We start from the raw sequence: 11,271 nt of genomic DNA on the forward strand, positions 1-11,271 counted from the left end.
TTGCGGCGGGCCCTTGCGGGACTAAACCAGCGCCATGCGTATCCTTCTCGCCAGCCTCCTGGCCGCCGCCGCCCTTCCCGCCCTTGCCCAGACCGCGCCGCCGCCGCCGCCGCAGCCGAGCGCGGCCGAGCAGGCGTATGACACGACCCTCGTCGCGCGCCTTCGTGACGCGGCGCTGTCGGACAGCATGGCCTGGGAGATCACCGAAGGCCTGACCACCGAGGTCGGCCAGCGCCTTGCCGGGACCGAGGCCGAAGCGCGGGCGCGGGCCTGGTCGGTGAAGCGCCTCACCGCCATGGGCTTTGCCAACGTGCGGGTGGAGGAATTCGCCATGCCAGTGTGGGAGCGCGGGCGCGAGGCGGCCGAGCTGCTCGGCCCCTATCCGCAGAAGCTGGTCGTCGCGGCGCTCGGCAACAGCGCCTCGACCCCGGCAGGCGGCGTGACGGCTGAGGTCATCTCCTTCCCCGACGTCGCCGCGCTGGCGGCTGCACCGGCCGAGCAGGTGCGCGGCAAGATCGTCTACATCGGCCACGCCATGCCGCGAACCGAAGACGGCAGCGGCTATGGCGTGTTCGGCGCACCGCGCCGCCAGGGGCCGACCCTTGCCTCGCAGAAGGGCGCGCTGGCGATCGTCATCCGTTCGATCGGCACCGACCGCGAGCATCGCAATCCCCACACCGGGGTGATGAACTTCGCCGAGGGCGCGACCCCGATCCCGGCGGGCGCCCTTTCCAACCCCGACGCCGACCAGATCGAACGCATCCTTGCGCGCGGTCAACGGCCGACGCTGCGCCTGACGCTCGAATCGCGCGTGACGCAGGGCCGTTCGGGCAATGTCATCGCCGAAGTGACGGGACGCGATCCGAACGCTGCTCCAGTGCTCGTCTCCTGCCACCTCGACAGCTGGGATCTCGGCACTGGTGCTTTCGACGATGCCGCGGGCTGCGGGATCGTCGCCGCCGCGGCCAAGCGGATCATGGAGGCTGGCACCCCTGCCCGCCCGATCCGCATCGTCTGGTTCGGCGCCGAGGAGGTCGGCCTGTTCGGCGGTCTCGATTATCGAGCGCGGCATGGCAAGGAGCCGCATCACGCACTGATGGAGAGCGACTTTGGTGCCGACCGCGTGTGGAAGGTCGACAGCCGACTCGGGGCCGAGCGGGCGATCGAGGCGCGCCGGCTGCAGCGCGTGCTCCAGCCGCTCGGCATCGTCCCCGGCAGCCTGACCGAGACGGACGGGCCCGACATCGGCCCGATGCTCGCCGACGGGCTCCCCGGCGCATCGCTGCAGCAGGACGGCACGCGTTATTTCGACATCCATCACACGCCTGACGACACGCTGGCGATGGTCGATCGCAAGCAGCTGCAGCAGAATGTCGCGGCCTGGACCGCCTCGCTGGCGGTGCTGGCGGGACCCGTCGAGCAGCGGCCGGCGGCGCCGCGGAGGAGAAGGCGGTGATCCGCTCCGGCTCCCTGCTGGCGGGGCTGCTCCTGGCTGCCTGCTCGGGCGGCAGCGACAGCCAGGACATCCCGCCGCTGCCGGAGCAGACCGCCGAAACCGCCAATGCCCTGATGGCCGAGGCGGAAAGCGCATCTGCCAATGCCGCCTCACGCGCGGAAACCGCGCCGCCTTCCAATGGTTCTGATGGCGAAACCGTCAATGAGGTGACGCCATGAACCGACTGCCCCTGCTGATCGCCCTGCCGTTCGCGCTCGCCGCCTGCAACGTCGAACGCGACGCCGCCAACGACACGACCGCCATCAGCGTCAACGACCAGAAGGTCGAAGGCGCGGTCGACCAGGCCGGCGCCGTGCTGGAGAATGCCGGCGACGAGCTCGAGCAGGCGGCGGACAGGGCTGCGCCGGCGATCGAGGACGCGGCGCGCGACGTCGGCAATGCGGCCGAGCAGGCCGGCGAGACGATCGAGGCCGGTGCGGAGGGCGCCGCGCGCGGCGTTCGCGAAGAAACCCGCGACAACCCGCCTCCCGCCGACAATCGCTAAGCGGAAGGCGGCAAGCGGTAGGCCCGGAGGGACTCGAACCCCCATCGAAGCCGTTATGAGCGGCTGGCTTTGACCATTAAGCTACGGGCCCGCGAAGCGCCTTAAAGGCTGGTAGCGTCAGCGCCAAGCACCTGCTAGGCGCCATTTCGTCGGGGAGTAGCGCAGCCTGGTAGCGCATCTGCTTTGGGTGCAGAGGGTCGCAGGTTCGAATCCTGTCTCCCCGACCAGCCCCTTCCGTCACCCTACTAGCGGGAGCAGCAGGACCAGCCGGTCGGTGCCGATGTCGAGGCGGCCGCCGACCATCGTGGAGAGGCCCTGGACCAGACGCAGCCCGAAGCGGGTGCCGGCCTGTCCGCGATCGTCGAGGAGGCGGCGCTCGCTGAGCCCGTGGAGCGCGCTCGGCCGGTCGATGCCGAGCGCAAGACTGCCACCAAGCCGGTCGACCACCATCATGAGCCGCTCTTCGCCGACCGCCGGGTCGAGCATTGCGACACCGAACTGGCGCACGAGACGCTCGGCGAGTTGAGGCGGAAGTGCGAGATTGGCCTGGCCGGCACGATCCTCGACCGTGAGGCGGATCGAACGAGCGTCCGCTTCCCTGGCGAGTTCGGCAATGACCGGACGCAAGGCATCGAGTGGCGCAATGGCCTCACCCTGCAGCCGCCCCGAACGAAGGCGCGCTGCAAGATCGAGATTGTCGACCGCGTCAGCGAGGCGCCGGGCCTGGCGGACGATCCCCGAGGCGCGCTCGCGGTAGGCGCGGTGGGCGGGGCCGAGATACTGGCCTTCGATGATCTCGCCGAAGCCGATAATGGCGTTCAGGGGCGTCCGCAGCTCGTGCATCAGCTCGCGCAGGTCGTCGTCGGGCGGGAGCGTCGGCGCGGCCTGCTCCGCTTGCGGCTCGGCGCCCTCGCGGCGGGCGATGCCGCGGTAGCCGGCGAAGCGGCCGGTGTCGGCAAAAAAAGCCGGCGTTCCGCTCCAGCGCCATTCCCCGGCGACCAGGCCTTCCTCGGCGAGGACCAGGGGCTCGTCGGCGAAGGGCAGGCGTGCGGCGAAGCGGCCGGAGAAGGGCTCGATCAGGCTCCGTCCGATCAGTGCCGCGCGCGGCGCACCCTCGACCCAGTCGATGTCGCCAGTCGGGCCGCACTCCCAGCGGAACAGGCCGATCGATGGCGGCGGCGGCCATACCGCTGCAGCTTCTTCGACCATCGCGGCCGGCGCTATGTCGGCCCGGCCCGGCTCGGGCGCGTCCGGTGCGTGAAGCGAGCCGAGCAAGGGAACAACGTCGTCGGCCGCGACGGCGCGAACGGCGCTCCAGCCAGCCGCATCGAGATCGGCGGCGGTGACGAGGGCGGCGGAGGCGGCGGCGCCCCTCGCCGCGAACAAGGCGACCAGCTCGGCCGGGACCGAGCGGCCGGCAATGGCGCGGGCGGTGGCGGCGAGGAGGTCGGCGGGAATCTCCTTCATCAACCGGGCGATCCGCTCCAGCGCGGCATCGCGGATGGCGGGACTGACGTCATTGCCGCGCGCGACCAGCTCGACCAGTTGACGCCACTGCACGGCCCGGCCACGCGCATCGGCGGCAGGCTGGTCGAGCACGGTCGCAAGGCGGTCGTCGAAACGGATGGATCAGGTCTTTCGCGCGCAAGTGAACACGGGAATGGCAGATGGACCCTCGTTAACGCAGCGGGAAGCCTTTTGCTGTTAAGCTTCCCATAACGGGACGCAGGTGGCGTGTCTTTCCGATCGAAAGGTGCAAAGGAGCACTGCTTTCGCAGGTGAACATGTTCGGCTAACCCGCACCGATGTTCATTTCCTTCGTGGAGGCGCTGCGGCGCGGCGGGATCCCGGCGAGCCTCAAGGAGCACCTGCTCCTCTTGGAAGCGCTCGACGCCGAGGTGATCGAACGCAGCCCCGAGCAATTCTACTATCTCGCGCGCGCGGTCTTCGTCCACGACGAGACCAAGCTCGACCGCTTCGACCGGATCTTCGGTGAAGTGTTCAAGGGGCTGGTGGGCGAGCCCGGCGAGGAAGCGGCCATTCCCGAGGAATGGCTTCGGCTGGTTGCGGAGAAATATCTCAGCCCGGAGGAGATGGAGAAGATCAAGTCCCTCGGATCGTGGGACGAGATCATGGAGACGCTGAAGAAGCGCCTCGAAGAACAGCAGGGCCGGCACGAGGGCGGGTCCAAGTGGATCGGCACCGGCGGCACCTCCCCCTTCGGCCACGGCGGCTACAATCCGGAAGGGGTCCGCATTGGCGGCCCGGGCAAGCATGGCCGCGCGATCAAGGTGTGGGAGAAACGCGAGTTCCAGGACCTCGACGACCGGCGGGAGATCGGCACCAGGGCGATCAAGGTCGCGCTTCGGCGACTGCGCCGCTTCGCCCGGGAAGGCGCGGCGGACGAGCTCGACCTCGACGGTACGATCGACGGCACGGCGCGGCGCGGCTGGCTCGACGTGCGCATGCGGCCGGAGCGGCACAATGCCGTGAAGCTTCTGCTCTTCCTCGACATCGGCGGGTCGATGGACGGGCATGTTCGCCTCGTCGAGGAGCTGTTCAGCGCCTGCCGCAGCGAGTTCAAGCACCTGGAGCATTATTACTTCCACAATTGCATCTACGAGGGCGTGTGGAAGGAGAACCGCCGGCGCTGGAGCGAGCGGACGAACACCTGGGACATCCTCCACAAGTTCGGCTCCGATCATAAGCTGGTGATCGTCGGCGACGCGGCGATGAGCCCCTATGAGGTAAGCCATCCGGGCGGCTCGATCGAACATATGAACGAGGAAGCCGGCTCGGTCTGGCTGAAGCGGCTGACCGGCACCTATGCCAGCGCGGCGTGGATCAACCCGGTGCCGGAGGCCTATTGGGGCCATAGCGCGTCTACCGCCATGATCCGCCAGCTGATCGACGACCGCATGTATCCGCTGACGCTCAAGGGGCTGGAGGATGCGACGAGGGCGCTCAGCCGGAAGACGTAGCGGCCGTCAGCCCTGCTGGGGCCGAGCCACTCCGGACTTGTGCACGAGGGCAAGCAGCCGGTGTTGCGACTCCTCGTTTAGCCACGGGAAGCGGGCGGGGAGATGCTCGGCGGCGAAGGCCGGCTGGGCGATGATCCACCCGAGCTCCTCCTCGAACGGACCCGCGTCATGGCCGCCCTCGGCCGTGGCGAGCAGGAGCTGATCTCCGTCGCGGACGAGTTCGGCCTGCCTGTCGGTCCGAAGCCACATGTCGAGCCGCGGCGTTTTCGGCAAAAAGGGGCGATGGGCGCGCGGCGCAAGGCGGCGCTGCCGCGCGCGGATCTGGTCGCGCAGGCGTGGCGACCGGACCAGGCCGGCGATCGCGTCCGCCAGCCTGGCGAGCCGGTCGTCGAGCGCAGCGGGGTCCTCCCGCCCATCGGGTAGATAGGCCCGGATCTCCGGCAGTTCGCGGGCGAGAAGCTGAAGCTCCTGAATCACCGCCATGCCGTGCAACGGCGCGAGGCCGAAGGTGAGGTGAAGCGAGGCCGAACTGCTCGCCAGCGCATCATGGTAGAATCCGCGCGGAATGTAGAGCAGGTCGCCGGGCTCGGTCCGGACCTGCATCAGCACCGGTCCCTTGATCTTGTCGATCAGCGCCTGCGCGCCGGGACCCTGGATCTGCTCGATCGGATCGAGCGCGCGATTGACGTAGATCCGCCATTCCTTGGTGCCGTGCAGCTGCATGGCGAAGACGTCGTGGAGGTCGCAGTGACTGGCGAAGGCCTGCACGCCCTCAAAGGAACAATAGGCATTGGCCTCGACATGGCCGGCGAAGGCTTCGCCCAGCACCCGCGCCGCCTCGCCCGCGCCGGGGCTCAGCTCCTCGACCTGGTTGGCGACGAGGCTGGCTCCGAGGCCCAGCATCACCTCGACTTCGGCGGCGTTGGCAAAGGATTGGCCGTCCGCCCTCTCATGCAGGTAGAAACCGGGTTTGACGGGGGCGCTGTTAATGATCAGCTTGAGCCGCTGCGGCGTCCACACGCCGTGCATCGCCAGCAGGCGGTTGAGCTCGTCGAAACCGAAGATCGAGGCCCTGACATGGTCGGCGCCTCCCTTGAGGTGAAGCGGCTTGCGGCCGAAGTGATCGCGTCGGAAGGCGTCGGGATCGACCGGCGCAAGCAGCGCCGCGAGATCGAGGCGCCCGTTCAGTAGAGCCGGCACGACTCCACCTCCGCGGTCCATCGATCCTCGTCCGCACCCGCGCGGGCATCAAGGTCCTCCGCCTCCGCCTGCGGATCATCGACCCACTGGCGCAGCGCTGGCCCGCCGTTGATGACGTCGATGGCGAGCTTGTCGAACTCATATTCGTACGGGAAGTCGCGCCACAGATCATAGTCGGGCCGAAGGTTGCGGATCGCCTTGAAGGCGAGCGCCTGAAGCCGCCACGGGTGGAAGGCATGATGGTCGTAGGCCGGCCCCTCGGCATGAATGAACAGGCCCGAGCAGAGCAATCCCGAATGCTTATGGAAGGTCGGCTCGACGAAAATCTCGCGCAGGGTGCAGCCGTGGAGCCAGTGGGGCGCGAGGCGCTGCATCTCCGCATGGATGGCGCGGGCGTCAAGGCCGGGGGCGGCGAACAGCTCGAGCGCGCGGGTGGTGCCCCTGCCCTCGCTCAGCGTGGTACCTTCGAGCATGACCGTGCCGGCATAGGCGCGCGCCATGTTGAGGGTGGCGGCATTGGGCGACGGATTGATCCAGATCCGGTCGGTCGGCCAGCCAAAGCCCGGGGCGGCCTCGGGCTGCCAGCCCTCCATCGCGATCACGCGATAGGCGACGTTGAGGTCGAAGTGGCGGATGAACCAGTGGCCCATCTCGCCCATGGTGAGGCCGTGGCGCATCGGCATCGGGCCGGCGCCGACGAAGCTTTCCCAGCCGGGCTCGAGCAAGGTGCCCTCGACCGGGCGGCCGGCAGGGTTGGGGCGGTCAAGCACCCAGACTTCCTTGCCCTGCGCGGCGGCGGCCTCGAGCAGGTAGAGAAGCGTGGTGACGAACGTGTAGATGCGACATCCGAGGTCCTGCAGGTCGAACAGGAAGACGTCGGCGGCGCTCATCATCTGGCCGCTCGGGCGGCGGACTTCGCCGTAGAGGCTGAAGACGGGGATGCCGAGGCGCGGGTCGGTCTCGTCCGCCGTCTCGACCATATTGTCCTGCTTGTCGCCCTTCAGCCCGTGCTGAGGACCGAAGGCGGCGGTCACGTTGAGCCCGGCGGCGATCAACGCATCGATGCTGTGGGTGAGGTCTGCCGTGACCGAGGCGGGATGGCCGACGAGGGCGATGCGGCGGCCCTCCAGCGGCTTGCGCAGAGAAGGGTCGGCGAGAAGGCGGTCGATACCGAACAGGGTCATGGCTTCGCTCTACGCCAGTCGCGCAACGAAGCAATCGGGATGGTGGAAGTCGGGCTCCGGCCTCGGGTGGTGGAGCGCCCAGAAGCTGCGGCGGCCGTCCTTCTCCTCGACCACGGCGCTGAGGGCGATGGTGAAACGGGCGTCGGCGGGAATGGAAAGGGTCGCGCCAAGGCCCCACCAGGTGAGATTGTCCTCGACGCGGATGTATGGCGGCGCGGCGATTTCGGCGAGGCTCATGCCCTCGCGCTCGGCTTCGAAGTCATAAGCGGCCCAGTCGCCAGAGGGGGCGAAATTCCATTCTTGATAAGCCACTTGCTCTTGTTCCTTGAGGAAGATTTCGAAGCAGGTGGAGCGCCACAGATTGTCCCTTCGTTGCGGTTCCGGCGTCGGATCCGGAACGAGGAAGCGGGCGATGGGCGCGCTAATTCCGTACCAGAGGTTGAGGGTCGCGGTGTCGCCGAAGGCGGCGGAGCGCTCGGCCGAGGCCCAGAGGGTGAAGGCCGGGCCGGGTACGGTGGTCGGATGCGGTTTGAGCTCGAAGCGCATGGGTGGGCAGCCTAGCAGCCCTCCCCCGCTTCCGCGAGACGCCCCCCTCGGCTAAGCGCGGCACCATGGCGACCTATTCCTCCAATCTCCTGCGGCTCCTGTCCGAGCGCGGCTACATCCATCAGACGACCGATGCCGAAGGGCTCGACGCCTTGGCCAGCAAGGAGGTCGTGACCGGCTATATCGGGTTCGACGCGACCGCGCCGAGCCTTCATGTCGGAAGCCTGGTGCAGATCATGATGCTTCGGCGGCTGCAGCAGGCGGGGCACAGGCCGATCGTGCTGATGGGCGGCGGGACCAGCAAGGTCGGCGATCCGAGCTTCAAGTCGGAGGAGCGCAAGCTGCTCGGCGAGGAGGATATCGCGGCCAACATCGCCGGCATCAGCCAGGTGTTCGCGCGCTTCCTCGCCTTTGGCGACGGGCCGACGGATGCCGTGCTGGTCGACAATTCGGACTGGCTCGACAAGCTCGAGTATCTGCCCTTCCTGCGCGAGGTCGGGCGGCATTTCTCGGTCAACCGGATGCTGACCTTCGACAGCGTGCAGCTTCGGCTGGAGCGCGAGCAGTCGCTGTCCTTCCTCGAATTCAACTACATGATCATGCAGGCCTACGACTTCCTCGAACTGTCGCGGCGGAACGGCTGCCGGCTGCAGATGGGCGGGTCGGACCAGTGGGGGAATATCGTCAACGGCGTGGAGCTGTGCCGGCGCGCCGACGGCACGGAAGTGTTCGCCGTCACCACGCCGCTGATCACCACGGCCGACGGCGGCAAGATGGGCAAGACGGCCAAGGGCGCGGTGTGGCTGAATTCGGAAGGACCTGAAGGTTACAGTCTAAGTCCCTATGATTACTGGCAGTTCTGGCGGAATGCCGCCGACGCGGACGTGGGCAGGTTCCTTCGGCTGTTCACCGATCTGCCACTCGACGAGATTGCTCGGCTCGAGGCGCTCGAAGGCGCGGAGATCAACGGCGCCAAGGTGGTGCTGGCGACCGAAGCGACGGCGCTGCTGCACGGGCGCGAAGCCGCGGACGCGGCAGCGGCCACCGCGGCCTCGACCTTCGCAGGCGGCGGCTCGGGCGAGGCGCTGCCGCAGGTTTCGACCGGCGGCGAGATCGGCGTGCTGGCGGCGCTGGTGGCGCTCGGCTTCTGTGCATCGAATGGCGAGGCCAAGCGCAAGGTGGCCGAGGGCGCGGTCAAGCTGGACGGCGAGCCTGTCAGCGATATTTCACTAGTTGTTCCCGTGTCTTCGGAGCGCAAGCTAAGCCTCGGCAAGAAGAGGCACGGGTTGCTTCTCCCCTAGCCGGAACGCAGCAGATCCACTGCCTGATCGCGTTCGAACAGGTAGAGGCAAAGGCGGGCAGCCTCGCCGCGTTCGCCCTGCGGGCCGCCATCGCGATCGAGCAGCAGGCGCGCGTCCTGGGTGGCCATGGGCGCGAGGTCCTGGACCTGCTCGGGCGTGGCGAGGCGGAACTGGGCCTCGCCGGACTGGCGGTGCCCAAGGATCTCGCCGGGTCCGCGCAGGCGCAGGTCCTCTTCGGCGATGCGGAAGCCATCGTTGGTCTCGCGCATCAGGGCAAGGCGTGCCCGCCCCGTTTCGCTAAGGGTGGCACCGCGCAGCAGCAGGCAGGTCGACTTCGCCGCGCCGCGGCCGACCCGTCCGCGTAGCTGGTGCAATTGGCTGAGGCCGAAGCGCTCGGCGCCCTCGATGATCATCAGCGCGGCATTGGGGACGTCGACCCCGACCTCGATGACCGTGGTCGCGACCAGCACGGCGAGGCGGCCGGCGGCGAACTCGGCCATGACCGCGTCCTTGTCCGGCCCTTTCATGCGGCCGTGGACGAGGCCGACCTGGCCAGGAAAACGCAGCGCGAGGGCGGCGGCGCGATCCTCGGCGGCCGCGGCGTCGCTGGTCTCGCTTTCGGCGACGAGGGGGCAGACCCAATAGGCCTGTCCGCCGGCGGCGACGTGGCGGGCGAGGCCTTCGACCACTTCGGCGATCCGTTCCTCGGCGATGACGCGGGTTTCGACCGGGGTGCGGCCGGGCGGCATCTCGTCGATCCGGCTGACGTCCATCTCGCCATATTGGGTGAGCGTCAGGGTGCGCGGAATGGGCGTCGCGGTCATGGCGAGCAGGTGCGGCGTGCCCATGCCCTTGGCGGTGAGCAGAAGGCGTTCGCTGACCCCGAAGCGATGCTGCTCATCGATGACGACCAGGCCGAGGCGGCGATACCCAACCTTGTCCTGGAAGATGGCGTGCGTGCCGACGAGGATGTCGATCGAGCCGTCGGCGAGACCCATCAGGGTGGAATCGCGCGCCCTGCCCTTCTCCCGGCCGGTCAGGATGGCGACCCGGACTCCCAGCGAATCCAGTTGCTTGAGCAAGGTCGCATGATGCTGCCTGGCAAGGATTTCGGTTGGGGCGAGCATTGCTGCCTGGGCCCCCGCCTCCACTGCTTCGAGCATGGCGAGCAGCGCGACCAGCGTCTTGCCCGAGCCGACATCGCCCTGCAGCAGGCGGAGCATGGGCACTTCCTGGCCTAAGTCGTCACGGATCTCCTGCACCACGCGGCGCTGGGCGCCGGTCAGGGCATAGGGAAGGTCCAGCGCGTTGGTGAGGCGCCCGTCCCCGCGCAGGGGCACGCCGCGCTGGCGGCGGCTGACCTGCCGAAGCAGCGCAAGGGCGAGCTGATTGGCGAAGATTTCGTCATAGGCGAGCCGCTTGCGCGCCGCCTCGTCGGCCGGCTTGGCATGGATGGTGGCGAGCGCCGTGCGCCAGTCGCGCCAGCCCTGCCGGTCACGGACCGATGGCTCGATCCACTCGGGAAGCGGCGGCGCGCGCTCCAGCGCGGCATTGACCAGTTCGCGCAGGCGCCGCGAGGTCAGCCCCTCGGTCAGCGGATAGACCGTCTCCTTGAGCGCCGGGCCGGGCTTGCCGGGCTCGGTCACTTCCGGATGGATCATCTGCCATTCGTCGCCGTAGGATTCGAGCTTGCCGGTGACGGTACGGGTCTCGCCGAGGGGAAGCTGCTTCGCCGCCCAGCCGCCATGGTTGAAGAAGGCGAGGGTCAGCATGTTCCCTTCCCCGTCCACGGCATAGATGCGCGTCGGCCCGCGCCCGCGGCTGGTGCGGATCTCGGTGGCCCTGACGTCGAGGATCACCTGGCGCCCGAGCAACACGGGCGAGGCGCCCGCGGCCCGGACGCGCTCGATGGCGCCGGTCGGCATGTGGAAGAGGAGATCGATCGCGCGGGTAAGCCCGAGTTTCGCCAGCTGCTTCGCGACCTGCGGACCGACGCCCTTCAGCGACTCCACTTCGGCGAACAGGGGATTGAGCAGGTCCGGGCGCATCGTCTCTCTTA

10 protein-coding genes and 2 tRNA genes are annotated in these 11,271 nt (G+C 68.5%); 6 read left to right on the forward strand and 6 right to left on the reverse strand.

Going from position 1 to position 11,271, the window contains the following annotated elements:
- Positions 1 to 34 precede the first annotated feature (34 nt).
- The 3 genes from JOY29_RS03000 to JOY29_RS03010 are packed head-to-tail and all read left to right on the forward strand — an operon-like array spanning position 35 to position 2,000.
- Positions 35 to 1,456: a M28 family peptidase gene (locus JOY29_RS03000; RefSeq protein WP_300974721.1), complete on the forward strand. Its 1,422-nt coding sequence runs from the start codon at positions 35 to 37 to the stop codon at positions 1,454 to 1,456.
- Positions 1,453 to 1,674 carry a hypothetical protein gene (locus JOY29_RS03005; protein ID WP_300974722.1) on the forward strand — a complete coding sequence of 74 codons (222 nt, stop codon included), beginning with the start codon at positions 1,453 to 1,455 and terminating at the stop codon, positions 1,672 to 1,674. Before JOY29_RS03000 ends, JOY29_RS03005 begins: the two co-directional genes overlap by 4 nt.
- The gene (locus tag JOY29_RS03010; protein WP_300974723.1) at positions 1,671 to 2,000 is read left to right on the forward strand and encodes a hypothetical protein; all 330 of its coding nucleotides are present in this window, start codon (positions 1,671 to 1,673) and stop codon (positions 1,998 to 2,000) included. Before JOY29_RS03005 ends, JOY29_RS03010 begins: the two co-directional genes overlap by 4 nt.
- Before the next feature lie 18 nt (positions 2,001 to 2,018).
- Here the strand turns inward: JOY29_RS03010 and JOY29_RS03015 are convergent.
- Positions 2,019 to 2,091, reverse strand: a tRNA-Ile gene (locus JOY29_RS03015).
- A 59-nt stretch (positions 2,092 to 2,150) separates the two neighbouring features.
- On the opposite strand from JOY29_RS03015, the gene JOY29_RS03020 reads away from it, so the two are divergent.
- Positions 2,151 to 2,227 (forward strand) — tRNA-Pro (locus JOY29_RS03020).
- A gap of 10 nt (positions 2,228 to 2,237) precedes the next feature.
- Here JOY29_RS03020 and JOY29_RS03025 read toward each other — a convergent pair.
- Positions 2,238 to 3,599 carry a histidine kinase dimerization/phospho-acceptor domain-containing protein gene (locus JOY29_RS03025; RefSeq protein ID WP_300974724.1) on the reverse strand — a complete coding sequence of 454 codons (1,362 nt, stop codon included), beginning with the start codon at positions 3,597 to 3,599 and terminating at the stop codon, positions 2,238 to 2,240.
- Positions 3,600 to 3,805: 206 nt separating this feature from the next.
- Here JOY29_RS03025 and JOY29_RS03030 point away from each other — a divergent pair, with 206 nt between their 5' ends.
- Positions 3,806 to 4,981 (forward strand): VWA domain-containing protein, encoded by a 1,176-nt coding sequence (locus tag JOY29_RS03030; protein WP_300974725.1) that lies wholly within the window; start codon positions 3,806 to 3,808, stop codon positions 4,979 to 4,981.
- 6 nt (positions 4,982 to 4,987) lie between these two features.
- Here JOY29_RS03030 and JOY29_RS03035 read toward each other — a convergent pair whose 3' ends face one another.
- From JOY29_RS03035 to JOY29_RS03045, 3 genes are read right to left on the reverse strand one after another with little or no spacing between them, the layout of a single operon-like run.
- The gene (locus tag JOY29_RS03035) at positions 4,988 to 6,181 is read right to left on the reverse strand and encodes a cupin domain-containing protein (RefSeq protein ID WP_300974726.1); all 1,194 of its coding nucleotides are present in this window, start codon (positions 6,179 to 6,181) and stop codon (positions 4,988 to 4,990) included.
- A complete protein-coding gene (locus JOY29_RS03040) occupies positions 6,166 to 7,365 on the reverse strand; it encodes a DUF1343 domain-containing protein (protein WP_300974727.1) in 1,200 nt (399 codons plus the stop codon). Before JOY29_RS03040 ends, JOY29_RS03035 begins: the two co-directional genes overlap by 16 nt.
- Positions 7,366 to 7,374: 9 nt before the next feature.
- Positions 7,375 to 7,911 carry a DOMON-like domain-containing protein gene (locus JOY29_RS03045; RefSeq protein ID WP_300974728.1) on the reverse strand — a complete coding sequence of 179 codons (537 nt, stop codon included), beginning with the start codon at positions 7,909 to 7,911 and terminating at the stop codon, positions 7,375 to 7,377.
- A gap of 65 nt (positions 7,912 to 7,976) precedes the next feature.
- Between JOY29_RS03045 and tyrS the strand changes: the two genes are divergently transcribed.
- Positions 7,977 to 9,212 carry a tyrosine--tRNA ligase gene (tyrS, locus tag JOY29_RS03050; RefSeq protein WP_300974729.1) on the forward strand — a complete coding sequence of 412 codons (1,236 nt, stop codon included), beginning with the start codon at positions 7,977 to 7,979 and terminating at the stop codon, positions 9,210 to 9,212.
- Here the strand turns inward: tyrS and recG are convergent.
- Positions 9,209 to 11,260, reverse strand: a complete 2,052-nt coding sequence (gene recG, locus JOY29_RS03055; protein ID WP_300974730.1) for an ATP-dependent DNA helicase RecG — start codon at positions 11,258 to 11,260, stop codon at positions 9,209 to 9,211. The two genes, tyrS and recG, sit on opposite strands and share 4 nt — an antisense overlap.
- Between the last annotated feature and the right edge of the window lie 11 nt (positions 11,261 to 11,271).

The organism is Sphingomonas sp. LHG3406-1 (assembly GCF_029637485.1).
In the GTDB taxonomy this organism is placed as follows: Bacteria; Pseudomonadota; Alphaproteobacteria; order Sphingomonadales; family Sphingomonadaceae; genus Sphingomicrobium.